At 55.8% G+C, this 25,465-nt stretch carries 25 protein-coding genes; 21 read left to right on the forward strand and 4 right to left on the reverse strand.

From position 1 onward, the window contains the following. Nucleotides 1–2: 2 nt before the first annotated feature. From EPN96_09355 to EPN96_09405, 11 genes are all read left to right on the forward strand, one after another. Nucleotides 3–410: a hypothetical protein gene (locus EPN96_09355; protein ID TAL16329.1), complete on the forward strand. Its 408-nt coding sequence runs from the start codon at nucleotides 3–5 to the stop codon at nucleotides 408–410. Nucleotides 411–475: 65 nt separating this feature from the next. Then, complete coding sequence (locus EPN96_09360; protein TAL16330.1) at nucleotides 476–1,768, forward strand: hypothetical protein; 1,293 nt, start codon at nucleotides 476–478, stop codon at nucleotides 1,766–1,768. A 13-nt stretch (nucleotides 1,769–1,781) separates the two neighbouring features. Further along, nucleotides 1,782–2,285, forward strand: a complete 504-nt coding sequence (locus tag EPN96_09365; protein ID TAL16331.1) for a cytochrome C — start codon at nucleotides 1,782–1,784, stop codon at nucleotides 2,283–2,285. A gap of 15 nt (nucleotides 2,286–2,300) precedes the next feature. After that, nucleotides 2,301–4,682: a hypothetical protein gene (locus EPN96_09370; GenBank protein TAL16332.1), complete on the forward strand. Its 2,382-nt coding sequence runs from the start codon at nucleotides 2,301–2,303 to the stop codon at nucleotides 4,680–4,682. 67 nt (nucleotides 4,683–4,749) lie between these two features. After that, nucleotides 4,750–5,121, forward strand: a complete 372-nt coding sequence (locus EPN96_09375) for a hypothetical protein (GenBank protein TAL16333.1) — start codon at nucleotides 4,750–4,752, stop codon at nucleotides 5,119–5,121. Nucleotides 5,122–5,247: 126 nt separating this feature from the next. Further along, nucleotides 5,248–5,718, forward strand: coding sequence for a hypothetical protein (locus EPN96_09380; protein ID TAL16334.1), 471 nt, complete (start codon nucleotides 5,248–5,250; stop codon nucleotides 5,716–5,718). Nucleotides 5,719–5,865: 147 nt separating this feature from the next. Further along, nucleotides 5,866–6,945: a hypothetical protein gene (locus tag EPN96_09385; protein ID TAL16335.1), complete on the forward strand. Its 1,080-nt coding sequence runs from the start codon at nucleotides 5,866–5,868 to the stop codon at nucleotides 6,943–6,945. Further along, nucleotides 6,932–7,615 (forward strand): hypothetical protein, encoded by a 684-nt coding sequence (locus tag EPN96_09390; GenBank protein TAL16336.1) that lies wholly within the window; start codon nucleotides 6,932–6,934, stop codon nucleotides 7,613–7,615. The genes EPN96_09385 and EPN96_09390 overlap by 14 nt, the downstream gene beginning before the upstream one ends. Continuing rightward, entirely contained in the window at nucleotides 7,612–8,805 is a 1,194-nt protein-coding gene (locus EPN96_09395; protein ID TAL16337.1) for an ABC transporter permease, read from the forward strand. The genes EPN96_09390 and EPN96_09395 overlap by 4 nt, the downstream gene beginning before the upstream one ends. Next, nucleotides 8,802–9,506, forward strand: a complete 705-nt coding sequence (locus tag EPN96_09400; GenBank protein TAL16338.1) for an ABC transporter ATP-binding protein — start codon at nucleotides 8,802–8,804, stop codon at nucleotides 9,504–9,506. Before EPN96_09395 ends, EPN96_09400 begins: the two co-directional genes overlap by 4 nt. A gap of 33 nt (nucleotides 9,507–9,539) precedes the next feature. Beyond that, nucleotides 9,540–10,049: a NosL family protein gene (locus EPN96_09405; GenBank protein TAL16339.1), complete on the forward strand. Its 510-nt coding sequence runs from the start codon at nucleotides 9,540–9,542 to the stop codon at nucleotides 10,047–10,049. A 59-nt stretch (nucleotides 10,050–10,108) separates the two neighbouring features. Here the strand turns inward: EPN96_09405 and EPN96_09410 are convergent, their stop codons facing one another. Together EPN96_09410 and EPN96_09415 are read right to left on the reverse strand one after the other, a co-directional pair. Beyond that, nucleotides 10,109–10,855, reverse strand: a complete 747-nt coding sequence (locus EPN96_09410) for a response regulator (GenBank protein ID TAL16340.1) — start codon at nucleotides 10,853–10,855, stop codon at nucleotides 10,109–10,111. 246 nt (nucleotides 10,856–11,101) lie between these two features. After that, nucleotides 11,102–11,521: a hypothetical protein gene (locus tag EPN96_09415; GenBank protein ID TAL16341.1), complete on the reverse strand. Its 420-nt coding sequence runs from the start codon at nucleotides 11,519–11,521 to the stop codon at nucleotides 11,102–11,104. A gap of 510 nt (nucleotides 11,522–12,031) precedes the next feature. Between EPN96_09415 and EPN96_09420 the strand changes: the two genes are divergently transcribed. From EPN96_09420 to nifA, 6 genes are all read left to right on the forward strand, one after another. Then, a complete protein-coding gene (locus EPN96_09420) occupies nucleotides 12,032–12,586 on the forward strand; it encodes a hypothetical protein (GenBank protein TAL16342.1) in 555 nt (184 codons plus the stop codon). Between the two features lie 248 nt (nucleotides 12,587–12,834). After that, nucleotides 12,835–13,491 (forward strand): molybdate ABC transporter permease subunit, encoded by a 657-nt coding sequence (modB, locus tag EPN96_09425; GenBank protein ID TAL16343.1) that lies wholly within the window; start codon nucleotides 12,835–12,837, stop codon nucleotides 13,489–13,491. A gap of 1 nt (nucleotide 13,492) precedes the next feature. Next, nucleotides 13,493–14,257, forward strand: a complete 765-nt coding sequence (gene modA / locus EPN96_09430; protein TAL16344.1) for a molybdate ABC transporter substrate-binding protein — start codon at nucleotides 13,493–13,495, stop codon at nucleotides 14,255–14,257. Then, the gene (locus EPN96_09435; GenBank protein ID TAL16345.1) at nucleotides 14,254–15,009 is read left to right on the forward strand and encodes an ATP-binding cassette domain-containing protein; all 756 of its coding nucleotides are present in this window, start codon (nucleotides 14,254–14,256) and stop codon (nucleotides 15,007–15,009) included. Before modA ends, EPN96_09435 begins: the two co-directional genes overlap by 4 nt. After that, nucleotides 15,006–16,157: a hypothetical protein gene (locus EPN96_09440; GenBank protein TAL16346.1), complete on the forward strand. Its 1,152-nt coding sequence runs from the start codon at nucleotides 15,006–15,008 to the stop codon at nucleotides 16,155–16,157. Before EPN96_09435 ends, EPN96_09440 begins: the two co-directional genes overlap by 4 nt. Continuing rightward, nucleotides 16,154–17,713, forward strand: a complete 1,560-nt coding sequence (gene nifA, locus EPN96_09445; GenBank protein TAL16347.1) for a nif-specific transcriptional activator NifA — start codon at nucleotides 16,154–16,156, stop codon at nucleotides 17,711–17,713. The genes EPN96_09440 and nifA overlap by 4 nt, the downstream gene beginning before the upstream one ends. A gap of 214 nt (nucleotides 17,714–17,927) precedes the next feature. Here the strand turns inward: nifA and EPN96_09450 are convergent, their stop codons facing one another. Both EPN96_09450 and EPN96_09455 read right to left on the reverse strand, forming a co-directional pair. Beyond that, the gene (locus tag EPN96_09450; protein TAL16348.1) at nucleotides 17,928–18,803 is read right to left on the reverse strand and encodes a hypothetical protein; all 876 of its coding nucleotides are present in this window, start codon (nucleotides 18,801–18,803) and stop codon (nucleotides 17,928–17,930) included. A gap of 3 nt (nucleotides 18,804–18,806) precedes the next feature. Next, entirely contained in the window at nucleotides 18,807–20,924 is a 2,118-nt protein-coding gene (locus EPN96_09455) for a hypothetical protein (GenBank protein ID TAL16349.1), read from the reverse strand. A 1,138-nt stretch (nucleotides 20,925–22,062) separates the two neighbouring features. Between EPN96_09455 and EPN96_09460 the strand changes: the two genes are divergently transcribed. The 4 genes from EPN96_09460 to EPN96_09475 are packed head-to-tail and all read left to right on the forward strand — an operon-like array spanning nucleotide 22,063 to nucleotide 25,429. Beyond that, nucleotides 22,063–22,941, forward strand: a complete 879-nt coding sequence (locus tag EPN96_09460; protein ID TAL16350.1) for a 4-hydroxybenzoate octaprenyltransferase — start codon at nucleotides 22,063–22,065, stop codon at nucleotides 22,939–22,941. Next, a complete protein-coding gene (mqnE, locus tag EPN96_09465) occupies nucleotides 22,938–24,017 on the forward strand; it encodes an aminofutalosine synthase MqnE (protein TAL16351.1) in 1,080 nt (359 codons plus the stop codon). The genes EPN96_09460 and mqnE overlap by 4 nt, the downstream gene beginning before the upstream one ends. Continuing rightward, entirely contained in the window at nucleotides 24,014–25,057 is a 1,044-nt protein-coding gene (mqnC, locus tag EPN96_09470) for a dehypoxanthine futalosine cyclase (protein TAL16352.1), read from the forward strand. Before mqnE ends, mqnC begins: the two co-directional genes overlap by 4 nt. Nucleotides 25,058–25,096: 39 nt before the next feature. After that, nucleotides 25,097–25,429 (forward strand): PilZ domain-containing protein, encoded by a 333-nt coding sequence (locus EPN96_09475; GenBank protein ID TAL16353.1) that lies wholly within the window; start codon nucleotides 25,097–25,099, stop codon nucleotides 25,427–25,429. Nucleotides 25,430–25,465 lie beyond the last annotated feature (36 nt).

The following is a 25,465-nucleotide window of genomic DNA, read 5'->3' on the forward strand; positions in this document are numbered from 1 at the left end:
GCATGAAAAAAACGATCGAAACACCCCTATTTAAAGGGGTCAACCTTGCATTGGTATTGCTGGTGGTAAACTTTGCGGTATGCGGCTGCGCGCTTCGGGGATATTCCGACACCGGCGCGGGAGGCCAGCCCTCCGTAGCGCAGGATCCGAAGGCAGCCCCTCCCACGGAGAAATACAAGACTACGGTTCTCTCGGGGGCCGTATCGCTGATAGAGGCGGACGGTACGCTCGTAATAATCGACGCATCCAGAAAGACCACGCTCCTTTACGTAAAGAAAGAAACGGCGCTGACCAAAGACGGCAAGCCCGCGAAATTCTCCGACATCAAGATCGGCGACCTGGTCAACGCAAAATACGCGGGCGCAAACGTCGCGATTGAAATCAGGATTGGGGGGGATGCGGCCAAATGAGTTTTCATACGGTTTGTTTTCTTTAAATTAACTTGTCGTTTGCAAGGTGTTTCCAGGAGGCAGTCATGACAAAAAAATCATCAGCGCTTTTTGCACTCGCGGTGGTGGCCGCCGCTCCTTCACTGGGGCTAACGGTCGCCAACGCGGCAGAGGTGAAGATCGACTCGGAGCTGATTGTCCGCTTTTTTGAACAGGAACTGCCCGGCGGCGACACTAAAAACGGAATTCCCGGCTATGAATACCTCCAGGTGGACGCGGGAAACCTCGGCTCCAACGGCCTTTCCGCCCATCTGTACGGCTGGGGCCGCTACGATTTCGGGGATTTCTACGACGACGCCTCCGAAGGCGAGATCTTGTACGGCTACGTTCAGTACCGGGCGAAGGAGAGCAACTTTGACGCAAAACTCGGCCGCCAGTACGTCTTCGAGGGTGTGTCGGACGTAAGTATCGACGGGCTGAAAGTGGGGAGCGACCTGACCGGATTTTTCACCGTTTCCGCGTACGCGGGCAAGCCGGTCGTGCTTGAGACCGTAGAGGGAACCACCGGGGACAAGGTTTTCGGCGGAAGAGTTTCACATCATTACGGGGGGTATTACGACATCGGCGTCTCCTACAAGCGGGTGGAGGACGACGGCGAAAAACAGGAGGAGCTTGTCGGCGTGGATTCCTCGATCACCGCTCTCGGGCCGCTCTCCATTTACGGCCGCTCGGTGAGAAACCAGGAGGAAAAAGAGTGGCAGGAGCATTATTACGAAGCCCGCCTGCGCCTCGCCTCGCTGACCCTCAAGCCCTTCTACCAGAAAGTCATGTACGACTCCTTCTTCGACACCGGATCCAGAAGCTCGACGCCCTTTACCGATCCTCTCGGCGGAATCCCGGCCTTTGACGAAAGCGGGGAGGAGGCGAGAATCGCCGGTCTGGAGATACTCTGGGACGTGACCTCCAAAACCGGACTCGGCGCAAAGTACAAGCAGTACGAGTACGAAGTCCGCGACGACGGGGCGAGGTACTACGCCGTTACGGGGAGTCAGAGATTCTCCGGACTGACGCAGTTCGGAGCGGAAGCGGGAAGGATGCAGGGCGACGCAGACGAGGACCAGTACAGCCTCGGCCGCATCTACGGTTACTACGATCAGGCCCCCTTCTTTGTCTCCGGGGAGGCGGTCTACGCCAAGTACGGCGAGAAGATTTACGGAGATCTCGGGGACGACAGGTCGATCTTCGTCTCACTCGGAGGCGGGACAAGACTCCTCAGCGATTCGTTGGCGCTAAAACTCTCCGGCGAGTACAGCAAGGATCCGAACTTCGACAAGGACGTGAGGGGGCAGTTCACCGTCGACTACGCCTTCTCGAAGTAGGAGGGATTTTGCCATGCCGAAAGAGAGATTTTTAAATAGAGGGAGCATCGACATGCGGATAAAAGCATTCACGGCGACAGCGATCGCGTTATTTCTGCTTTGCGCCTGCGCGGGTCTCAAGGGCGGCTACTCCCTTCCGGCCAGCCACCCCGAGGAACTCTCGAAGAATCGCCCGGTCTGTTCCTCCTGCCACGAAGAAAGCAAGGGGGGGCTTGTCTACAAGCGTTTTGACCACACCCTGGCCTTCGCTCAGGGGAACCACAAGAACGAAGCGTATCAGGAGGAGAGGGTCTGCGGGATGTGCCATGCCCAGAGCTACTGCAACGACTGCCACGTCACCAGCACCGAGCTTAAGCCCTCCACGAAACGCGCAGACGAGACCTACCGCCAGATGCCTCACCGGGGCGACTACCGCACCCGCCACAGGATTGACGGGCGGCTCGATCCCGCGTCCTGCTTTTCCTGCCACGGTAACCCCAGGGCGGCCGCCTCCTGCGCCGTCTGCCACGGAAAGTAGAAGGGGAGGGTTATTATGAGAAACAGACTTGTTTTCGGCTTTACAGCTCTCCTCCTCCTTGCGTTTGCGGTTGGCTGTTCCGACACGAAAGTCCCGATCGGCGCTCCGCATCCTCTGGGGCGTGAATGGCTCATAACGGGAGGCGCGGATTTCCACGGAAGCAGTTCACTTAACTGTTCGGACTGCCACGACCCGGAGAGTTTTTGTTTCACCTGCCACTTCGGACCCGGAGGGGCGAAGGTTCCGCCGGATTCCGGCTGGTCTCACGGCAGCTTCCCCCACGACCTCGACCTTCTGAAGTCCGTCGGCGACGTGTGCGACCGCTGCCACGCGATAACGAAACGCTACACGGATCAGCCTGACCAGTGCCACCTTTGCCACGAAGCGGCCCCTCTGCCCCACCCGATGGGGCGAACGTGGCTCTCTTCCGAAGGGGCGCAGTTTCACGGCAATCCCGAAATACTTGACCTTCCCTTTTGTCAGGAATGCCACGAAATCTCCACCTTCTGCTCGGAATGCCACTTCGGCCCCGGCGGAGCGAAGGTGCCGGAAGGCGTGGACTGGCCTCACGGCTGGATGAGCCACACCCAGAGCGCGCTCGTTGACGTTGCGGCGGTTTGCGTGCGCTGCCACGAACTTACCCGCTCCTTCGGCCAGGGGCCCGGCAACGCTACCTGCACAGGCTGTCACGACGGCGCTTTTCCGATGCATGAATCCTATGCACCGGCAGATTCCAGCCTGCACTACGCCCCGGCGAAAGAAAACCTGAAGCTTTGCCAGTTGTGCCACGGAAGGCCGGGCACAAGCTTCGAGTCAGGGGTGTCGGTTGTCGCCTGTTCCACCTGTCACGAAGCCGCGAAAGCCCATCCCACGGACTGGCAGGGCGACGGAACCTTCTCTCACCGCACGGCTGGCAACATGGATACGGCCTGCGTACTTTGTCACGACGTGACACAGGGACGGACACCGCCTCTGGAGAGCTCGCCAAGCTGCTTCTCCGCCGAGTTTACCAACGCGGACGGCCAGACCCGCACCTGCCATCCCAACGGGTTTATTCCCCACGCCAGGATCTTCGCGGCCCCGGAACTGCACGGCGGTCCGGCAAAGGAAAACCTCTCCTACTGCCAGATATGCCACGGGACTCCGGGGACGACGAGCTTTAGCGGCGGCTCCGCCGACACCGCCTGCTCGACCTGCCACACAGCGGCCGACGCCCATCCCACAGACTGGCAGGGAGCCGGGACTTACTCGCACCGGACCGCGGGCAACGCCGGAACGGCCTGTACCATCTGCCACGACGTAACCGAGGGGAGGACGCCGCCCAACCCCGACGCTCCGAGCTGCTTCGCAGTTAGCTTCACCAACGCCAACGGCCAGACCCGCGACTGTCATCCCGGCGGCCCCGGCGTGCCCCACGCGATGCCCTTCGCGGCCGCGAACCTGCACGGCGTCCCCGCCAAGCAGGACCTGACCTACTGCCAACTCTGCCACGGGCAGCCGGGTTCGACGAATTTCGGCGGCGGCACGGCGGAGGTCGCCTGTTCCGCCTGCCACACCGCCGCAAGAGCGCACCCGACCAACTGGCAGGGCGCGGGGACCTACTCGCACCAGACGGCCGGCAATCTGACCGCGGCCTGCGGTCTCTGCCACAGGACTACCGGGGCGGGAACGGGACCGCTTTCCGGCGCGCCCAGCTGCTTTAACTCCACCTTCACCAACGCGCTCGGCCAGACGCGGCCTTGCCACGAAGGCGGCCCGGGGATTCCCCACGCGCCTCCCGCCCAGTTCGCGCTGCCCTCCGCCCACGGCCCCGTGGCCAAGCAAGACCTGGCCTACTGCCAGAAATGCCACGGCCAGCCCGGAACGCGGTTCTTCGAGGGCGGCAGCGCCACAGCCTGCGCAGCCTGCCATACCGCGGCCAAGGCTCATCCCACCAACTGGCAGGGCGCGGGCACTTATTCACACCGCAACGCGGACAATATGCCCACGACATGCTCGCTCTGCCATGACTACACCCAGGGGAGAACCCCGCCGATGGCGGGGTCGCCGAGCTGTTTCGCCGCCTCCTTTACAAACGCTCTCGGGCAGACGCGAAGCTGCCACCCCGGCGGGCCGGGAGCCACCCATCCGCTGGGCCAGCCCTGGATGGACAGCAGCAACAACCCGCAGTTCCACGGCCTTAGCTCTCTGGTCTGCTCGAACTGCCACACCTTCGCCAACAAGTGCTCGCAGTGCCACTTCGGGACCATAACCAACCCGACTTACTCACCCGCGGGCAGCCACGTCACTTTCGGTAGCCACGACAACTATGGGTCTTTTGCGTCGGTCTGCAACGCCTGTCACAACACCAACAGAACTTACGGCAATCCGCCGAGCAGTTGTCACAACTGCCATTAAAAATTAATCCTCGAACTTGCGTCGGCCCCGGGAAGTCCGGGGCTGGCAGCAAAAGGTAGGTGACTAAATGAGAACGAAGAAATTACTTGGAATCCTGGCCCTGTTGTCGCTGGTGTTTGTCGCAGCCTGCGGTGGAGAAGACGACGGCGCCCCCCACTCACTCGGCCGCGAATTTTTCATGGCCACCGGAACCCAGTTCCACGGCGACAGCACCCTTGACTGCGAAGGTTGCCACGGCGGAACCATCGGCAACTGTACCAGGTGCCACTTCGGCCCCTCCGGAGCGCGCGTTCCCGACGGAGTGACCTGGACCCACGGCGATCCTCACACCGGTGTAGGTTTCAGTCTCAATTCGGCGGTGGGGGATGTCTGCAACCGCTGCCACAACTACACCCGCAAGTACAACAGCGTTCCCGCGGCTTGCCACGACTGCCACTAAAAGAGTGTGATAAATTCAAAGCCGGAAAATTCAAGAAAGCGCAGGAAAGGGGTTGCTTCCCTTTCCTGCGCCAGGGTGTAAACTGGTATTATTCAATTCACCTTATTTTTGCGGAGAATGTTGAAAATGAAGTTAACCGGAGTTGGTTCACGTTTGCTCGCCGGATTCGCACTTTTGTTTCTGGCCTTTTTTCTGGCGCTTTCGGAGTGCCGCGCGGCGGACAAGGTCGAGCCCGCGAAGAGCGGGGGGCCCGAATCCGTCAAGCTTGGCGACGCGGGCGACAAGATAGAAATCAACGACAACTTCTACTTCACCTGGGAGTTCGACAAGACTCCGGCGATGGGGCCGCTCGTCCTCAAGATAAAGCTTTACGGGGCGGACAAAGAGAGGACGACGGCGCTCGTAATAAAAGGCTCTTCGGATATGCCCTCCATGCGCGGAGCCCACTACACGGGGGACCACCCCTTTAAAATCTCGAAAAAAGGCGACTATCTGCTCCCCGTCGATGTCGTCATGCCCGGAGACTGGGAGATACAGATAATGTTCCTCTCCGGTGAGACGGTAATCTTCCGCGGGCATATCGACTTCGATGTCTAGTGTCCCATGCGGCTAGTCTCTTCCTGTATGGACGTCGCTTCATCCCGATCCGCTTTGTCGTTCGTCGCCCGAATACAGCCGGGTATTCGGACTCCTCACTTCGCGCGGTTCCCGGCCCGCTTTTATGATGTATGGCAGGAGATTTAAATGGTCGAGAGACTGATTTTTCAACTTTTCAAACGACCGCCGAGCGGGCCGGATCGGGCGAATCGACGCCCATATTACCGGAAGCCACTAGTCGCACGGGACACCAGGCGGCTGGTTTTATCCGTTCTCGGACTTATCGCCCTTTCGTCTCCCGCCGTGGCTTCGAGCTATCTCCTCTACGGCGAGGCCCAGATGGTGGGAGGCTACTCCTCCGACGCCGAGGAGGATATCTACTACTCCATGACCCAGGAAGAGATAATGCAAAAGCCCAGCGTGGGTTTCGATTATCTCGGCCGTTTCTCGGGGGAGGAGGGTGACTTCGCCACGGCGGCGCTTCAGGTGCGGCTGGCCTGGAACAAGGAGGGGGAGGACCGCTTCGAGCCCCAGGTCTACAACGCCTACGTAAAGCTCAAATCCCACTTTACTGACCTCTGGATTGGGCACAACCGCCCGGCGCTCGGCATCTCCTCCTATTTCGACAGCCACGGCCTCTTGCTCCGCACGCTGGCGATGCAGGGGTTCGGCTTCGACCGCGACTGGGGGGCCGGGATATACCGGGACCTTGAATGGGGCAACGTTGCTGCCAGCCTGACGACGGGGACGGGCGCTCCGATTTATCTTCGCGGCAATTACTTCGGAGCCGGAAGGGTTTCCTACGGCGTTCTGACCCGCGACAACCACAACGCGGGCATTTCGTTCGGTTTCGGCGAAACGCTGGAGACGATGGGCTACACGCTGCTGGATTCGGAGCCCAAACCGCTTCGTCTGGCGGCCTTCGACCTCACTGTCCTCGCCGACAATTTCGAGCACCGCCTGGACATGATCGCGGGCGAACTCTGGGACGAGAAGGCTTACGGCGTCTCCTGGCGCATCGGGCTTATTCTCGACGGCGAGGGGGCGTGGAAGGTCGAACTCCAGCCCGCCTGGCTCCTTACCGGCGGCGAAACCACCCGTCAGGCGTCGTTGTGCGTCTCGAACCAGACCACCGCCGATCTCACCCTTCGTGGAATGTACGTTTATGACGAGCTTACCGACGACAACAGATTTTTGGTGCAGGCTTATTACTATGCGCAACTCTAGAGAATTGCTGAAAAGCTGCTGCGGGCTCCGTTTTCTGGTTGCGGCATTTCTTCTGCTTTTGTTTTTCAGCCCCGCGGCTTTCGCAGCCGTCGGCTGCGACCTGAACGATCCCGACAGGGACGTGGCGAGGCTCTTCCCCGGTTCGACGGGCTACAAGACCTTTTACATGTCGATTGAGAAACTCGGGGGCGAAAAGCTCCTCGAAAAGATCGAAAAAAGGCTTGGAGACAAGTTCAAGGGGCTCTACGAGACCCCCGACGTTCCCTACACCATCTATGAGATATTTTCGGGCAAGGAAAAGGTGGGCTACATCCACGGGGTCAACCACAAGGGGCAGTTCGGCGGGATACAGGTCTTTCTCGCTTTGGACCTGAATGGTTCGATAAAGAGCTTCTATATACAAAAGCTCACCAGCCGCTATGCGAAGGGGCTTCGCGACCCGGCCTTCGGTCAGAAATTCGCCGGGCTGAACCTGAACGATTTCTACCTCTACGACGTCGTCACCCACAAAGCCTCGGGCAAGGTCGCCGAGATTAAAAACCCCGAGCCCGAGGCGGAGACCGACTTTCGCGCCGCTCTTCGCGCCGTAAAGAAAAACCTGATTCTCATGGACGAATTCGTACTCGGAAACCGTTTCGACAAAGATACCCCCAAGGAGTCCGCCCGATGATAGGAAGCGTTGAGATAGCCTATAAAAACCTCTGGCGGAAAAAGGCGCGAAGCCTTCTCACCATCTTGGGAATCGCCCTCTCCGGCTGGGTCCTCGTCAGCCTTTTCGGCTTCAACAGGGGATTCGAGGCGGCGCTGGCCCGCGACATCGACAACATGGGGTTTCAGGTGCTGCTGACCGCAAAGGGTTGCCCCTACGAAGCCGCCACGATGATGCTCAAGGGGGGAACCGGCCTTCGCTACATGCAGGAGGACGCCATCGGGTCCGTGGCCGGGGAGCCCGAGGTCGACAAGACCACCCCGATGCTGATGCAGGCTGTCTTCGACCCCGACAAGGGTGAAAGCGGGGGAATAAACGCCTATCTCGGGGTGGATCCCAAAACCTTTCCCTCGATGAAGCCCTTTTTGCACTTCCAGAAGGGCGGGTGGTTCACCGGCGAGGACGTTCCCGAAGCGGTAATGGGCTACGAGGCGGCGGAACTCGAGCAGCGGGAGGTGGGAGATATGATTCTCATCCCCGAGAAGAACGCCGAGTTCAAGGTCGTGGGTATACTGAAGAGAACCGGGACGCAGGACGACGGAACGACCTTTCTGCCCCTCCGCACGGTCCAGAGACTTTTCCAGAAGGAGGGGCAACTGACCGCGCTGGGCATAAAGGTGAAGCCTGAAGCCGACCCGACCAAGCTGGAGGACAAACTCTACGCCCTTCCCGACGTCCAGGTGGTCAGCATGGCGCAGGTAAAGCAGACGATAATGGGGCTGGTCTCCACCGCGAAGGTGATGGTCCTTTCGATTGCGATTATCGCCGTCGCGATTGCGATGGTCGGCGTCATAAACACTATCCTCATGTCCGTTCTCGAAAGGGTGCAGGAGATAGGGATTCTAAAGACGGTGGGAGCGATGCCCCGGGACATCTTCAAGCTCATCTGGATCGAGACCTTCATCCTGTGCTCAACGGGCGGAGTGCTCGGGATACTCTTCGCCCTCGCCCTTTCAAAGGTAACCGAGGTGCTCATAAGGGGAATACTTCCCTACGCTCCGAGCGGCGGGCTTGTCCAGATAGACGCGGTCCACGCCGGGGTAACCCTCGCCGCGATTGTCGTCATCGGCCTTTTGAGCGGGCTTTACCCGGCATGGAGGGCGGGAAGGGTCAGGCCGCTCGAAGCCATAAGAAGCGAGGCGGGAAGATGATCTGCTCCAGATATTCACTTGAGGCGAAGGGCCTGACCAAGACTTACCGCAGAGGCAGCGAGGAGGTCTACGCCGTCCGCGATGTCACCCTGCAGATAAAAAGAGGGGAGTTCGTCTCCTTCGTAGGGCCTTCCGGCTCGGGCAAGACCACGCTCATCAACCTTCTCGGCTGTCTCGACAACCCCTCCGGCGGGGAGCTGGCGCTCTCGGGGAAGACCATATTCAGCCTTCCCGGACGCCTCTCCGAGAGCGATCTTACCCTGATACGGCGCGAGGTCTTCGGGTACATCTTCCAGAATTTCTATCTCATACCGACCCTTACCGTCTGGGAAAACGTCATCCTGCCGCTCACCTTCTACCGCAAGCCCGGAGTCGAGGACAGGGCCGCCCGCCTTCTGGAAGTTCTCGGCATCGACCACCGCAAAAACCACCTTCCCGACCAGATTTCCGGCGGAGAGATGCAGAGGGTGGCGATAGCGCGCGCGCTGGTGAACGATCCGGAGATACTCATGGCGGACGAGCCCACCGGGAACCTGGACACAAAGCGCTCGCTGGAAATAGGTCAGGTCCTGAAGGACCTCAACGTCAACCAGGGGCTTACCGTGGTGATGGTCACCCATAACCCCGAGATAGCGAAGATGGCGGACCGGATAGTTGAAATGAAGGACGGGCAGATATGCTCGTGTGAACAGGAAGTGTAGCCTTTCGGCCAAAACCCAGGGAGAAAAAGACACATGAAAATCTCACGGCTTTTAGGAATCGTACTGATTTTATTTTCGGCCTCTTTCGCGCTGGCCGAGGGCCGCCCCGACATCGAAAAGGGGCCCTCCTGCGAACTTTGCGAGATGAGCCGGGATAAGTTCTCTCACAGCAGGGCGGTCATCGAGTGGGAGGACGGCACCGAAACGTCTCTTTGCAGCCTCAACTGCGTTGCCGCGAAACTTGATCCCGCGCCCGCGCTGAAGGTAAAGAGGATCATGGTGGCCGACTACGATACGAAGGAACTGGTCGATGCGAGCAAGGCTTTTTGGGTAGCCGGCGGCAGCGAAAGAGGGGTAATGACCAAAGAGCCCAAGTGGGCCTTCGCCTCCGACGAGGGCGCTGATAACTTCATAAAAAGTCATGGCGGCGAGAAGATAACTTACGAAGAAGCCATGAAAAGGGCCATGCAGGACATAAAGAGAAGAATGCAGAAGAAGCCCGAGTCATCGTCCATGGAAAAGATGGAGCCGATGAACCGGTAACCGTTAAATCTCCGGACGTTGCGCCGCTTCCCCGCGAGGCGGCGCGACGGCAGGGTCGTCTAGCTGTTGTTTTCCGCCAGGGAAATTTTAATAGCTTCGAGCTCTTCGTTAAGGCCGCCCAGCAGTTCGCCGACGCCGTCGAGGCGCGAACCGGCCGCCAGCGCCTCGATCTGGCGGGCGATATCCCTTGCCCTGTCGAAGCCGAAGACGGCAAGCGCCCCCGCCATCCTGTGCGACCAGAACTCCACCTGCTCGCAATCGCCCTCTGAAAAGGACTTGCAAGCCTCTTTGTGCCCTTCGCTCATGCTGCTTATGAGAGTCACCACGAGTTCGCGTTTTTTTCGTTTGCGGTCCATCATATCCGACAGAATTTTCTGGGCCGAGTCCTGCAAAGGCGGCCTGAGCCCGGTTGAATGCCATCTTTCGATTACCGAGTAAAGGTCTTGCGCCGCCACGGGCTTCGCTATCCAGTCGTCCATGCCCGCGACGCTGAATTTTTCCACTCCCGTCTTGTGGCCGTGGGCGGTGTGGCCGATTATGGGCACATGGCCACCGGTTTTGGCTTCCAGCTCCCGTATCCGCCTGGTGGTTTCAAAGCCGTCCATCCCCGGCATCTGCACGTCCATCAAGATGAGGTCGAAGCACTCCCTGGCGTGGGCCTCCAGAGCAGTCTTCCCGTCGGTGACCGCCGTCGCGCCCCAGCCCCTTTCGAGGAGGCAGGCGGCCGTAGCCTCGCGCACGGCCGGCTCGTCGTCGACTACAAGGACTCTTAGCCCAATAGGGGCTTGAGAAGTATCCAGCTTCATGGCCGGCTCTCCATAGAAAACAGCTTCCGAATGTGGGGATTTCGGGTTGCCGCTGAAGGAAATATTCCTGGAAAAATATACTCCTTACCGAAGCCCTCCCGCAACACGAATAAAACAAATTTTACTTCGCAGCGGCTGATTTTTTTTGCCTGCGCCGCGAAGGGCGCATACCCCCCGCAGGCTTACGATATAAAAAAAACGGCCTCCAGAGAGGCCGTTGCAGTAAGCGTCCGCGCTGTATGGAGATCAGTCCCTTCCCAGTAAGCCGAACTGACCCGTAACAGTGTTCGAGTTTCCGGTTGCGCCTCTCGTGACGAACGGGGTCAAAGAAACGTGCGCGTAAATCTCATCCGCATTTGCCCTTACAAAGGGGAGGACCAAAATATCCTTGTCTTCGTCCAGCGTCGACCTGCTTACCGAAACTGTCACTGTCCTGGAGACAGAGGCGGTGTCTGCGCGCACGCAAGCATTTTTAAGGGTGGCAAGGTCGGAATCCGCGCCCCCCTCAGGTACATCGCTGGCGCGAAGAATGACTTTTTCGACAAAAGCGCTTTTGGCGGTTACCTCGCACGAGGTGAAATAAATGGTGTAGGAGACGGTGACCTGACGGCTTGCCCCGCCAGTTCCTGTAACTACGGCAAGGCTTACGTTTGAAATGTTAGCCATGTTTACTCCTTTCGTGATTTTTGAGGTGAGAAGCAGTTTTGTTTCCGAAGCGGACGCAAGTAAATGGGAGAATGCAGCTTGGCAAAAAAACAATTAAATAGTCTGCCGACCGTATTGTTATAAGGTTTAGTCTTTTATTTTAAATAATTAATATTTAAATATAATATATTATAATTAAAAAGTATAATTCTTATGCGTAGACCATAGCATCGGCATTCTGAATGTAAAGATGCAAAAGTAGAATGTATCCAAATGCAAAAAAAACCCGCGACTTGGTTTTAATCAAAGGTGTGTGAATCGGTCACCGGGAGCTTTGCCTTTATCTCTGGCCCTTTGGCCTTTAGGAGAGGCATTTCAGTTTTGAAAAAAGGCGGACCGAAGGGTTGCGCGCCGGGCGCTTGAGAGCGGTGGAAGGCAGGGCCCGAAATTTTTCTGCGGGTTAATGGAGTGACTTTGCGGATGATTTGGGTAAAATATGCGGCATAACATCGTTCCCGAAAGGTTGCGTGTTTGAAAAACCTCCGCAGGTCAATTTTCGTAGCGTTTGTCATTCTGGTTATTTCCGGCGCCGCCCTGGCGTTTCTTCCGATACCCTCTATCTTCAACGCTCCGCCGGAGAACCCGCCCGAGGTCGTAAAGTACGTAGATCTGAAGAGGTTTTCCGGCCTCTGGTACGAAATAGCCCGCTTTCCCAATCCCTATCAGGAGGGGTGCATAAATTCCCGCGCCTCTTACACCGTCAACCCCGACGGCACCGTGGAGGTTAGCAATCTGTGCGACGTGCACGGGGAGGAGAAGAGCCTTACGGGAAGCGCGGTCGTGGAAGACCCGGCAACCAACGCCAAGCTCAAGGTCACCTTCCTCTGGCCGCTGACCGGCGACTACTGGATCGTGGTCCTTGACAGGGATTACAAGTACGCCGTCATTTCGGAGCCGGGTAGGGAAAAACTCTGGATTCTGGCCAGGGAAAAGACTCTGCCGGAGAGGGCCTACAAGGACATAATCAAAAAGCTCACCGCCAACGGTTACGATACCTCCCGCTTGATTAAAACCACCCATAAGTAAGCTCTTTCTCTTTCCTGCGGGCCGGGAACGAAGCGCCCGCCATTGCTACAATTGTGTGTTTCGACAATTCAAAAAATACAAAAATGACGTAAGAAGCCACCAAATCTACTAAAAAGTGAAATTAACTTTCCGGGCCGTTTCGCGCGCAATGGCTGATAAAACAATGGGTTGCGGCTATTGGGCACGACTCTTGAAATAGTGATGGGTGTGGGTACGTTCGTATTTTGAAACAGCCGGAGATTTTTTAAATGCTGGACGCGGTCTGGAGGACGGTATTCGTGGCGGCGGCGGCGGTCTTTCTGACCCTGCTGGTCGCAACCCCTCTGGCCTATCGCGTCAGCAGGTGGAAAAGCAAGGGGCGCCGCTTCGTGGACGCTCTCCTGTCGGTGCCGATGGTCCTGCCGCCCACCGTCGTCGGTTTCGCGCTCCTGTGGTCGCTGGGGAGAAGGGGGCCCGCAGGAAAGATTATCTTTCAGCTTACCGGGTCGTCGCTTGTCTTCACCGTCTGGGCGGCAGTCATCGCGGCTTCGGTAGTCTCCTTTCCGATTCTCTACCGCTCCGCCCGCACCGCCTTCGACAAGGTGAATCCCCGGCTGGAGGACGTGGCCCGCACCCTCGGCGTCAGCGAGGCCGAGCTTTTCTGGCGCGTTTCCTTTCCGCTGGCGCGGCGGGGAATCGTTGCCGGAGCCGTCCTCGGTACGGCGCGGGCGATGGGCGAATTCGGCGCGACCCTCATGGTCGCGGGAAACATACCGGGGCTCACCCAGACCCTGCCGCTGGCCATCTACGAGGCGGTGCAGGGCGGGCGGGATATGGAGGCGCTGGGCCTCAGCGCCCTTATCGCCGCCGTGGGAATGGCGATGCTGCTGCTGGTAGATCAGCTCGAAACGAAGGAGACCCACTGAGATGGGGAAAATGAAGTCCGCGGTGCTTTTACTAACAGCTTTCACCCTCTTTGGAACTGCCCTTCCCTCTTCGGCGGCAAAGTTGCAAGAGGTGAGGGTAGGCGCGGCGGCGAGCCTCTCCACCGTGCTTAAGGAAGAGGCAGGATTATTCGAGAAGGCAAACCCGGAGGTGAAAATCAGCTTCAATTTCGGGGCTTCGGGCGCGCTCTACCGCCAGCTCCTTGAGGGCGGCGCGATGGACGGCGTCATCTTCGCCGATGTGGAAACCTGGGAAAAGGCTGTAAAAGCGGGTCTCGTCTCCGGCAGCCCGGTGACGGTCGCGAAAAACAGCCTCGTTCTGGCCGTTAATTCCTCTCTCGGGGATTCGGTGAGCTCGGCTGAAGATTTGACCAAAAGCGAAGTCAAGAGAATCACCACCGGAAACCCGGAGTACGTCCCCCTCGGGCGCTACGCGCGCGACTCCCTTGCTGGAACCGGGATATGGGAGGGGATTTCCGGGAAGACGGTTCTGGCCTCTTCCGCCGAGCATGCGGTGCAGTACCTCAAGAGCGGAGAGGCGGACGCGGCTTTCATTTACCTCTCCGACGCTAAGAAGCTCGACGCGGGCTACAGGATTATTCCCGTCAAGAGCGCTAAAGAGGTGCTTTACGTCGCCGGTGCGGTCAGTTCTTCAAAAAACAGCGGCGGTTTAGAAAGTTTCATAAAATTTTTAACCTCGAAGGAAGGGGCCGCGGTCTTTTCCTCTCACGGTTTCAAGGTCCCCTGAGGAATTTCGTGGATATCGCAATCGACATTAAGAAACGGGTAGGAGAGTTCGACCTCTCCATAGATTTTTGCGCCAGATCGAACGTGGTCGCCCTCTTCGGCGAATCCGGCGCGGGAAAGACGATGACCCTCCAGTCCATCGCCGGGCTGGCGCGCCCCGACGCCGGAAAAATCTCCGTGAAGGGCAAAGTGCTCTTCGATTCGGAGCAGAAGATAGACGTTTTGCCGAAAAACCGCTCGATCGGCTACGTGTTTCAGGATTACGCTCTCTTTCCCCACCTTTCGGTGGAAAAAAACATCTCCTTCGGCGTCTCCCGGGGTATCTTCGGCCGGTGCGACTCCGCCGGGCGAGAGCGGGTGAGGGAACTGCTCGAAGTTCTTGAGCTTTCAGCCCTCTCCGGCAGAAGCGTCTGCGAGCTTTCGGGAGGGCAGAGGCAGCGGGTGGCGCTTGCCAGAGCGCTTGCACCGGATCCTTCTCTCCTGCTCCTCGACGAACCCTTCTGCGCCCTCGATCAGGAGCTTCGCCGCAGGGTGAGAAAGCAGGTGCGCGAGGTCGTAGAGCGTTTTTCCGTCCCCTGCATATTCGTCACTCACGACCCGGACGATTTGCAGGGTCTCGCCGACGAGGTCGTGGTCATACGGAAGGGGACGGTCAGCCGGGTCTGGTCCTTCCGGGATATCTGCAGGAAACGCAAGGTCGCCAGGTTTTGCAGCGATCACGTCGTCCCTTCGACTTATCAGGATGAAAGATGACAAAGGCCGGTGAACGCAAGGTTTTTTTCAGCGATACCACCCTTCGGGACGGCGAGCAGGCTCCCGGAGTCGCCTTTTCCCTGGAGGAAAAGGTGCGGATAGCGCGTCTTCTCGACGCGGCGGGGGTGAGCGAGATCGAGGCCGGCATCCCCGTCGGCGGAGCTGAAGAGGCCGGGGCGGTGAAGAGGCTGGCGAATCTCGGCCTCAAGGCAACCGTCTCTGCGTGGTGCAGGGCGCGGGACGAGGACATCGACGCCTCCGCCTGTCTCGGGGTAAAGGCGGTTTCAATCTGCATCCCCGCTTCCCGGCTTCACCTCAGGGAGAGGCTAGGGAAGGACGTGGAGTGGGCTCTCGGGAGAATAGGGGAATCGGTGGCGCGAGCGAAAGGGCTGGGGCTTACCGTCTGCGCGGCGTTCGAGGACGCCTCCCGCGCCGAGTGGGAAGATCTCCGGCGCTTTATCGGGGTCTCGGCTTCCTCAGGGGCCGACAGAATCCGCCTCTCCGACACCGTGGGGGCTCTTTTGCCCGAAGGCGTGAAAAGTCTGGTTGCTGGTTGTCTCGATGAAGTTAAGCTCCCCGTCGAATTTCACGGACACAACGATTTCGGGCTGGCCACCGCCAACGCCCTTGCCGCCTTCGACGGAGGGGCCTCGCACCTCAGCGTTACCGTTCTGGGGCTGGGGGAAAGGGCGGGGAACGCCGCGCTGGAAGAGGTGGTGATGGCGCTCGAAAAGCTGAAGAAGATAGATACGGGGCTGGCGAAAACCCTCTTTCCCGAGCTCTTCAGCGTCGTTTCGAGGAGTTCCGGGCGCGAAATCTCCCCCTCGAAGCCGGTGGCGGGGGAGGCGGTCTTCACCCACCAGTCGGGGCTGCACGTGCAGGGCGTCCTTCGCTGCCCGGAGACCTACGAGCCCTTCGACCCCTCGATCGTCGGCCGGAGCCGGAAGATTGTCTTCGGCAAAAATTCGGGGCGCGCGGGCCTTCGGTCAAAGCTGTTCGAGTCCGGAATAGCGCTGAATGAAAACGAGCTTGCGTCGCTGCTTTTCCGGGTGAAGACTATATCGCAGGCGCAAAAAACCTCTCTCGAAACCGCTGAAATCCAAAATCTCGCGCTGGGCTTTTATCCGGCGGAAAAAAGGCAGCCATGAAATCGGATCTGAACGCCAAAAAACTGCGCGTTTTATACGGGTTCAGCAAGCTGGTCGGGCAGGCGCTCGATCTCGACCGCACCCTGAGCGACATGCTCCGGGTTCTTTCCGAATCGCTTTCGATGAAGCGGGCGACGATAACCCTTCGCCGGAAGGAGTCAAACGTCCTTGCCATCGTCGCCTCCCACGGCCTCACCGAAAAGGAGCGCCAGAGGGGCGTCTACAGGATTAACGAGGGCGTGACGGGACACATCTTCCGCACCGCGCAGCCCTACATCATCCCCGACATCCGTCAGGAGCCGCTTTTTTTGAACCGCACCGGGGCGAGGGAGATAAACCGCGAGCGCATATCCTTCCTCGGCGTCCCGATTCTGCTCGGCGGGGTTCCGATAGGCGTTTTGAACGTGGACAGGCTCTTCGGCAACGAAGTCTCCTTCGAGGAGGACATCGAGTTTCTCACCGTCGTCTCGGCGCTTATCGCGCAGATAGTACGGCTGAACAGGGAGGTCGAGGAGCGCGAAGAGCGGCTGGTCATCGCCAACAAGTCCCTCAGGGCGGAGATATCCGAGAAATACCACAACTTCTTCCTCGTCGGCTCCAGCCCCTCGATGCAGGAGGTGCAAAGCATCATCAAGAAGGTGGCGCATAGCAAGGCCTCCGTGCTCCTTCTCGGCGAATCGGGCACGGGAAAGACGCTTGTGGCCAGAATAATCCACGAGATGAGCGACCGGGCCTCGTATCCCTTCGTGAAGCTCAATTGCGCCGCCCTGCCGGAAAATCTCCTCGAATCGGAGCTTTTCGGCTACGAAAAGGGGGCCTTCACCGGCGCGGACAAGACAAAGCCCGGCAGGATAGAGGAGGCTTGCGGGGGAACCCTCTTTCTGGACGAGATAGGCGAACTGCCCCTCGTGCTGCAGACCAAGCTCCTTCGCTTCTTGCAGGAGCGCGAGTTCGAGCGTCTCGGCTCGAACCAGACCCGCAAGGTAGACGTGAGAATAATCACCGCCACCAACAAAAACCTCGTCGAAGCCGTAAAGGAAGGCGCTTTTCGGGGCGATCTTTACTACCGCCTCAACGTAATCCCCCTGCACATCCCCGCCCTGCGCGAGCGCCGGGGCGACATACCCTCCCTCATCGACCTCTTTTTGAAAAAGTTCGCGACGGAATACAACAAGCCGCTGCAACTCACCCCGGAGGCCCGCGAAGCGCTGATCTCCTACAAATGGCCGGGAAACGTGCGCGAACTTGAAAACCTCGTCGAGAGAATCGCAATCCTCGCCGAAGGCGAAGTAATCGGTCTGGAAGACCTCCCTCTGCCCGCCTCCGCCGTGGCCGTCGAAGCGCCCGCCCCCCCGAAACCCGCCGAAGAAGAAGCCCCCAGATCCCCCGCGCAAAAATCGCTAAAGGAGCTCGAACGCGACGAGATGCTCCGCGCCCTCGAAAGAAACGACTGGATACAGGCCCGTGCCGCCAAGGAACTCGGCCTCAGCGAACGCCAGTTCAGCTACCGGGTAAAAAAACTCGGGCTCAAATTGCAGATATTCATAGGGAAATAGGGGAATCTGCCTGGTTGGAGTCGCGGTAATACTCTACGCGCCGAGGGGGTAGGAGGAAAAGGCTGGGTTGAGCGCCTGTTCAGATGCCGGGGAAAAAACCGGACTCAAATTTGCGGGTGTAGTGGGGAAGTACAGTAAAAACATATAAAGATGAAGGCGTGTGATCTGTTACCTCTTAATAGAATCGGAATGTTATGCTGTAGAAACAGAGGCTTTAAGGAGAATTCAGCTTTTCTTTTATCAAAACCGGAACATGTATAGATAGGCTATCTGATAAATTTAATTTTTCGTTAAGTATGTATATAAAATTGTTAATGTTGAAGGGTAAAGAAACACCAAGGTCCAAAAATACTTTAATCGCCTCTTCTCTCTCCAGTCTATAGACTTTTTTTGCAAATTCGTTATCATTATCGAACAATTCGCTAAGCTCGGTTGATAATTTGTTACTATTAAACCTTAGCCTAAACTTATGCCACAACATTGATTCCCACTTTTTTTCTTTATAATATAGGTATGATAACTTGTTAAACATTTCTATCATTGACCATTCGCTTGTTGTTAGTGTAGCGTATACTCCGTTTAACAATCTACTAATGTCATCATGCCCTGCCCAATCATTAATGCGTTTATATCTTAAATCATGTTCTATCTCATGCCAGCCTTCGGAAAGAATGGTGCGTATTTGGACTTCAAAACAACTTTCAATTATATCTGAATATTCGCAAAATTCTAATTTCATTATGGCTTTGAATTCTTTTTCTAAGTCTTCAGGTATTTTAAATAAAATGTTTAGCCTAACCGGTCCAAACACATCTTTCTCTGGTTTGTCATAAACTTCTTCAACCTGAAAAAATTTTCTTTTTAAATAACCCCTCACTGCATCAACATCATCTGCAAAATATAGCATTATACGTAAACCGATAATGTCTGTTATTTTTTTTCCAGTAATTTTATAGTTTTTGTTGTCAATTTTTCTTTCTGCGGATTCCTTTGATTTTTCTCTACTAAATATTCTGTAAAAAAGGCCGCTTTGCTGTAGCTTTAATTGCATATCACTCTCTAGGGATTTTCTCACTCTTTCAAGTCCCATGGTTTAATTCCTTCCCAAAATTTCTGCAATTTTACCAATATTTTCTATAATTAAATTTGCATCATTCTGATCGATATTAATCAGCTTCTCTCTCTGAAGTTTCTTAATTGCATCTGGAAGATTGTTTTTTTCTTTTGAGCTAAATCCTGCAAAAAGAGTTCTAACCTTTTTTCTCATTTCTGCTTGAGCTCTACCAGGTCGCCAAAATTGCTCTAAAACTTTTATTTCCAAATCTGTATATGTTTCGTCATGCTGCTCAGTGATAGATCTGTCCGTATATTGTATCTCAAATAACTTTGTTCCAGTTTCATTGCAACCAATAAAATCCTCATGCCTAAGAAGTTCGACATTTTCAAAATAGCAATTATGAAATGAACAGGATATAAAATTAACATTTATAAAGTTTTTAAAATCAAATTTACAATTAGTAAAAACAGTATCCAAGAAGGTGCATGTTTCTATAGTATTAGTTGAGAAGTCGAATTGATCTAATGAAAGGCTATTTATCGTATCGTTGTATAGTTTACTACTTAAAAATTTTATTAACTTGTCATCAATCGTAATCTTCAATTTGGCAGGCAGTAAAGTATCGAGGGTAAGCATAACCTTATCATGCAATCTCTTTCTTAGCTCAAACGATTTTGTTGAGAATGACATTGGCCCAAGTTCTAGCCATGGCGTAACCGCTAATTCTAATAAGAATTCTTCGTCACTATTAATGGTTGCGTGTGCAATAAAATAACCAAATAAAAATTGATTTAAAAACCCTATCCTTCTGTCGGCAGTGCTTATTCTATCAAAAAAGGCATGATTTATTATCTTATCTATTAATTCATCAAGTTTTTGTACTTCACTAGGTCCGCTACGATCGATGGCATTCTGTAAGGTAATGACAATGTTGTGCTCTTCGATAAGCAATTTAAAAAATGATCTATCTAAAGCCGATGAATTGTTTAACACCATTCCTTTGGCTATAGCCGTAAGAACTTCTTTCTGTTCACTGCTAGTTAAAGGCAATACTTGCCTTTCTCTTTCTCGTTCAAACATAAATGAAAAATAGCTTTCAACCAATCCATCAGGTGCCTTCGCTTCTTCCTCCACTTTTTCTTTTGGCATATTGCGTATATAGGATAGCAGTACCGGGTTGGACAAAGATTCCAAAGGAAAATTAGTTTTTTTAAGAATTTCAGACCGTTCCCGGCCGATCCAATCGTTTGTTGAAGGTGCTTCTAATTCAATTATATGGAGTCCAAAAGAACATGATTCTTGGCAACGGTTAATCCAAGCCTCAAAACCATCATCAGTGAAAATAGCTGTTCTTCGTGTTGTTAGAATAATTTTTGCTTGCCCTACTAGCATCTCGGCTATTGTGTCAAGCATCGACTGTGCATCTTCAAAATCAGCTTGCCGTCCCTCGGCTATGTTAACTTTTAGTAATTCATCAAAACCATCTATAATTACAGGAATAAGTCCTTCCTGTATCTGCGTTTTTACTAAGCCTGAGTTCAAAGTTGGATACATAGAATCTATTTCATCTAAAAGAACGTATTTAAATATTCTCGCAGATCTATTGCGAGCTAACTCGGCAAATATTGGATTGCCTATTGTTTGATTTGAAAGCATATCATTCATAATTTCATAGGCAGTAGAGGTTTTGCCGTAACCAGCCGCAGCTTCTATTATAACTAACTGAGGACCATTATCAAAAAGAAAACTTGCAATCCTATTAATAATCCCTTTATCATCAAACTTAACGTTGTCTATTGTATACAAACATGGTATATATTCATATTTACCTCCTATTGTTAATGATCGTTTATCGATATAGTTATTATATTGATTTCGCAATCTCTCGTGGATTATACCGGGCGTAAAAAACGAGTTGAATAACAGTTTGGCAATATCTTCTTTGCTGTTATACTCTACAATTCTGACGGCGTATCCAGCACTTTTATATTTGTTTTCATATATTTCTACGTTTATGGTTTTATCAAATACAACGATATCTACACCGTAATAAACACCTCTATTAAATTCATAAATACCTATACCCGGAACCGTATCTGCAATCTTATAACCATATTTCTCATAAAAAGAGTCAATATGTGTAGGAGTTTTCATTCTTTTACCTTTTTTGTTGGCAACTTATAAACCGTGTAGCCTAGGTGGGCTCGGCCCACCATCTTGAATTTTCGTGTGATTTTACTGGAAATATCCATCGTGAGCAATTTTTATATTTGTTTTGTAGGGCGGGCTCGGCCCGCCGATTTACAACTTGCGAGGCTTTGCCTCGCGCTCCTAGCCACCTTTTAAGTGAGTAAAAGGTGGCCCAAAACTCAGCCCGGACTCGTCGCTCGCGCTTTAAAAAGCGCGACCACTTCGTTCCGGCTGGGCAATGCATCCCCGTCGGTCAAGGAGGCTGCATTCGTGCCACGCTTCATCCCGAGCCGCGTTGTCGCTCATCGCCCTTGCTATTCTGGCTCTTCGCTTCTAGCGGCTCGGGCGAATCGCGGCCCTCTGTGCTTGCGCCTCTTTGACCGACGGGGATGCCGGGCACCCACTTCGCTTCGCTCCGTTAAGACCCCGCGCCGGCCCGACGCCTCTACTCGTTGCGCCGCGTACGGGCCCCGAAGGAGACGAAAAGAAGGCTCGAACAAAAGCGAAATCGTTTTGAGCTTTTGTTCTCGAAGGTAAATTTTTTACAACTATCCAAATCAAAGAATACGTGTAGACAATCTGCCTTCGAGTCCAAAAACATTTCGTTATTTCGTTTTTGGACGAGCCTTCTTTACGTTCCCCCCATGGCCCGTAGGTGACGCAGGGAGCGGAGGCGGAAAGGGCGGCGGGGGGGTCTTAGTGAGCGCAGCGAACGAGTGCCCCCTCACGCCCCCGCCGCAGCGACCGGTCGCTCGAAGAGCGAGCGGAACCTCTCGGGCCGAGTTTTGTCCCACTTTTTCGACAAAAAGTGGGGCGCGGGTGCGGGGCGCGCTAAGCCCCGCAAATTGTAAAAGTGCGAAGCACACAAAAAAAGTCACTGGTTTCCCGCTTTCGCGGGAATGACGAAGGAAAATTTGTCGGCTTTCGTTCCTCAAGCGCGACCTACGCAACTATCCTTGCTTTCCGCCTTTCGCGGGAATGACGGCGTTCCAAAACCCCAAAACATCCCCCTACTTCTTTCCTTGGCTCTTCTTGCCCAGACCGGGTATCATTTTAACCCGTAAAACCAACCTCGAATTTCAGCGGGACGAAGTTAAAGAAAATGGCCTCCAGAGTCGCGGGCAGGGTTCGGGAACTGCTCGAAATGATTAAGTTTTCGCACACGATCTTCGCGCTGCCCTTCGCGCTCACCGCTCTGGTGCTGGCGTCGCGGGGGCTGCCGGAGGTCCGTGTCCTTTTCTGGGTGGTCGTAGCGATGGCGGGGGCGAGGACTACGGCGATGGCGTGGAACCGCATAGCCGACCGCGAGATCGACGCGAAAAATCCGCGCACCGCCTCGCGCCATATCCCCAGCGGCAAGGTCTCGATGGTGGACGCCTGGCTCCTTGCCCTAGGCGGCGCAGTGCTGCTGGAAATCGCCGCCTGGAAGCTGAACCCTCTCTGCCTCAAGCTTTCGCCGGTGGCCCTCGGCGCTGTCTTTCTCTACCCCTTCACCAAGCGCTTCACGGCGCTCTGCCACTATTTCCTTGGCGTCTGCCTCGCCGGAGCGCCGCTGGGGGCCTGGATAGCCGTGCGCGGCGAGTGGAACTTCGAGATCGTGCCGCTCGCGGTGGCGGTGGTGGTCTGGGTGGCGGGCTTCGACATCCTTTACGCCCTCCAGGACCTCGATTTCGACATGAAGGAGGGGCTTAAATCCGTCCCGGCCCGCCTCGGCGTCCAGGGATCGCTCTTTCTGGCGAAAATCCTTCACGTTCTGATGATGGGAATCCTGATATGGCAGATTCCCCTCTTCGGGCTGGGATATATCTACGGCGCGGGGCTTCTTGCCGTCGCCGCTCTCTTCATCTACGAGCACTCCCTCCTGAAACCGGACGATCTCTCGAAGCTCGACGCCGCTTTTTTCAACATGAACGGGGTAATAAGCGTCGTCGTCTTCGTCTCGGTTCTTCTGGACGTGCTGATTCTTAAAGGCGCGAAATGAACACCGGCGATATTCTGAAAAAAGCGCTGGACGGCGGACGGCTCACCGAGGAGGAGGGGGTTGCCCTCTTCCGGACGGACGACCTTCTCTCTCTGGGCGAGGCTGCGGGAGAGGTTAACGCCAAAAAGAACGGCGAGACCGTCTATTACAACGTCAACCGCCACATAAACCCGACCAACCTCTGCGTCAACCGCTGCCGTTTCTGCGCCTTCAGCCGTAGCGAGGGCGAGGAGGGGGCCTACCTCCTGACCGCCGAAGAGATTCTCCGAAAGGCCGGAGAGGCGGCGGGCGAGGGGGCCACGGAGATTCACATGGTCGGCGGGCTCCATCCCACCCTTCCGCTCGACTGGTATCTCGACGTTATCCGCGAAATAAAAACGCGCCATCCGGGCCTCCACGTAAAGGGTTTTACCGCCGTGGAGATCGACCATTTCGCGAAAATCACCGGCGTGTCCGCCGAAACGGTGCTCAGAAGGCTCATCGGAGCCGGGCTCGGCTCGATGCCCGGCGGAGGGGCGGAGATACTGGCCGAAGAAACGCGAAAAAGAATCTGCCCGGAGAAGATTTCCGGCAGGCGCTGGCTCGAAATCATGGAGACCGCGCACAACCTCGGTCTTATGACCAACGCGACGATGCTTTACGGCCACGTGGAATCGCTGGAGGACAGGGTGCGCCACATGGTGCTCCTCCGCGAGCTTCAGGACCGCACCGGCAACTTTCAGGTCTTCATTCCCCTCGCTTTCCAGCCCAGGGGGAGCGATCTCGCCAGCGGTTCGCAGACCACCGGCTGCGACGACCTCAAGACCCTCGCCGTCGCCCGCCTTTTTCTGGACAACTTCCGCCACGTAAAGGCCTACTGGGTGATGCTGGGGGAAAAGATAGCGCAGATAAGCCTCTACTTCGGGGTCAACGACCTCGACGGCACCGTGGTGGAGGAGAAGATTGCCCACGACGCCGGTGCGACCAGCAGGGAGGGAATGACCCGCCCGGGGCTGGTGGCCCTCATCGAGGAGGCGGGGAAGACCGCCGTAGAGCGCGATTCCCTCTACAGGCCGGTAGCAAGGGGGGAGGGATGAAGATAATAGATTCGCAAGAAGCCCTCCGCCTGCTTCGCGAGGAGCCCTTTCTGAAGCTTGCGAAAATGGCCGACGAGGTGCGCAGGGAAAAGCACCCCGAGGGGATCGTCACCTTCGTGGTGGACCGGAACATAAACTACTCGAACGTCTGCGTCTGCCAGTGCAAATTCTGCGCTTTCTGGCGCGCCCCCGGCTCCGAAGAGGGTTACCTGCTCGCGCGGGACGAAATCTTCAAAAAGATAGAGGAACTGGTCGAGCAGGGGGGAACCCAGATTCTCATGCAGGGCGGGCTCCACCCCGACCTCGCGATCGAGTGGTTCGAGGAGCTTTTTGGCGCTATAAGCGAGCGCTTCCCCGCCGTCCGCATCCACAGCCTTTCCCCCGCCGAGATACTTCACATCTCGAAGATTTCGGGAATACCGCTCGAAGAGTGCCTGAGAAGGCTTCGCGCCTCGGGACTCGAATCGATACCCGGCGGCGGCGCGGAGGTCCTCGTGGACAGCGTCCGGGAGAAGATTAGCCCCAACAAGATCGGCTGGAAGGACTGGGCGAGGGTGATGGAGACCGCCCAGACGATGGGGATGGGAACCACGGCGACGATGATGTTCGGCTCCTCGGAAAGCGACGAGGATATCGTCCTCCACCTCTTCAGGCTTCGCGAAATTCAGGAAAAGACCGGAGGATTCACGGCTTTCATACCCTGGACCTTCCAGCCCTCTCATACCGAACTCGGCCGGGAGACCGGTCAGGGACCGGCGAGCGCGGTGAGATATTTACGAGTCCTTGCCCTCTCGCGCATAGTGCTTTACAATTTCTCGAACATTCAGGGTTCCTGGGTCACCCAGGGAGAGAAGGTCGCGCAGGTCGCCCTCAGCTTCGGCGCGAACGATCTGGGCTCGACCATGCTTGAGGAAAACGTCGTTGCGGCGGCGGGGGTGCGCTTCCGCCTCGATATAAAGCGCCTTACGGCCATTATAAAAGACGCCGGGTTCAGGGCCGCCCAGCGCACCACCGATTATAAGATTATAAAATTCCTGTAACCTAGTGCGGGCAGGCCACCCGCCGGAGGACCGTTAAAGATGGACAGACGAAGAGATCCCCGTTACGACAGGGAGCTTGAATTCGGGATTAAGGGTCTCGGCGGCGAGCTTTTGCCGGCCAGATCGGTAAATATCTCCACGCGCGGACTAAGCTGCGTCGTTTCGCATGAAATTCCCGCGATGAGCAAGCTGAAGGTGGCGATGGAGCTTCCACTTGACAGCGGCGGGAAGGGACGGCTCGAATGCGAAGGCGTCGTCGTCCGCAGCGAGAGACAGGATGACGGGGATTATAATATCGCCATCTATTTTTTGAGCGTCGACAGGGAGTGCGCCGCGCTCATTTCCGAATATCTCGAAGAAAGCTCAAAGTAAGGTCTTTATTGAAATACGAGGAGGCGGCCCCCAGCG

The organism is bacterium (genome assembly GCA_004322275.1).
GTDB lineage: Bacteria > Desulfobacterota > Deferrisomatia > Deferrisomatales > BM512 > SCTA01.

Bases quoted from the DNA above. Each gene is read 5' to 3' on its own strand.
- EPN96_09380 (TAL16334.1), top strand. From the start codon at position 5,248: ATGAAGTTAACCGGAGTTGGTTCACGTTTGCTCGCCGGATTCGCACTT.
- EPN96_09405 (TAL16339.1), top strand. From the start codon at position 9,540: ATGAAAATCTCACGGCTTTTAGGAATCGTACTGATTTTATTTTCGGCC.
- EPN96_09355 (TAL16329.1), top strand. From the start codon at position 3: ATGAAAAAAACGATCGAAACACCCCTATTTAAAGGGGTCAACCTTGCA.
- EPN96_09460 (TAL16350.1), top strand. From the start codon at position 22,063: ATGGCCTCCAGAGTCGCGGGCAGGGTTCGGGAACTGCTCGAAATGATT.
- EPN96_09370 (TAL16332.1), top strand. From the start codon at position 2,301: ATGAGAAACAGACTTGTTTTCGGCTTTACAGCTCTCCTCCTCCTTGCG.
- modB (TAL16343.1), top strand. From the start codon at position 12,835: ATGCTGGACGCGGTCTGGAGGACGGTATTCGTGGCGGCGGCGGCGGTC.
- EPN96_09450 (TAL16348.1), bottom strand. From the start codon at position 18,803: ATGGGACTTGAAAGAGTGAGAAAATCCCTAGAGAGTGATATGCAATTA.
- EPN96_09400 (TAL16338.1), top strand. From the start codon at position 8,802: ATGATCTGCTCCAGATATTCACTTGAGGCGAAGGGCCTGACCAAGACT.
- EPN96_09410 (TAL16340.1), bottom strand. From the start codon at position 10,855: ATGAAGCTGGATACTTCTCAAGCCCCTATTGGGCTAAGAGTCCTTGTA.
- EPN96_09360 (TAL16330.1), top strand. From the start codon at position 476: ATGACAAAAAAATCATCAGCGCTTTTTGCACTCGCGGTGGTGGCCGCC.
- EPN96_09385 (TAL16335.1), top strand. From the start codon at position 5,866: ATGGTCGAGAGACTGATTTTTCAACTTTTCAAACGACCGCCGAGCGGG.
- EPN96_09475 (TAL16353.1), top strand. From the start codon at position 25,097: ATGGACAGACGAAGAGATCCCCGTTACGACAGGGAGCTTGAATTCGGG.
- mqnE (TAL16351.1), top strand. From the start codon at position 22,938: ATGAACACCGGCGATATTCTGAAAAAAGCGCTGGACGGCGGACGGCTC.
- modA (TAL16344.1), top strand. From the start codon at position 13,493: ATGGGGAAAATGAAGTCCGCGGTGCTTTTACTAACAGCTTTCACCCTC.
- EPN96_09415 (TAL16341.1), bottom strand. From the start codon at position 11,521: ATGGCTAACATTTCAAACGTAAGCCTTGCCGTAGTTACAGGAACTGGC.
- EPN96_09365 (TAL16331.1), top strand. From the start codon at position 1,782: ATGCCGAAAGAGAGATTTTTAAATAGAGGGAGCATCGACATGCGGATA.
- EPN96_09440 (TAL16346.1), top strand. From the start codon at position 15,006: ATGACAAAGGCCGGTGAACGCAAGGTTTTTTTCAGCGATACCACCCTT.
- nifA (TAL16347.1), top strand. From the start codon at position 16,154: ATGAAATCGGATCTGAACGCCAAAAAACTGCGCGTTTTATACGGGTTC.
- mqnC (TAL16352.1), top strand. From the start codon at position 24,014: ATGAAGATAATAGATTCGCAAGAAGCCCTCCGCCTGCTTCGCGAGGAG.
- EPN96_09395 (TAL16337.1), top strand. From the start codon at position 7,612: ATGATAGGAAGCGTTGAGATAGCCTATAAAAACCTCTGGCGGAAAAAG.
- EPN96_09375 (TAL16333.1), top strand. From the start codon at position 4,750: ATGAGAACGAAGAAATTACTTGGAATCCTGGCCCTGTTGTCGCTGGTG.
- EPN96_09455 (TAL16349.1), bottom strand. From the start codon at position 20,924: ATGAAAACTCCTACACATATTGACTCTTTTTATGAGAAATATGGTTAT.
- EPN96_09390 (TAL16336.1), top strand. From the start codon at position 6,932: ATGCGCAACTCTAGAGAATTGCTGAAAAGCTGCTGCGGGCTCCGTTTT.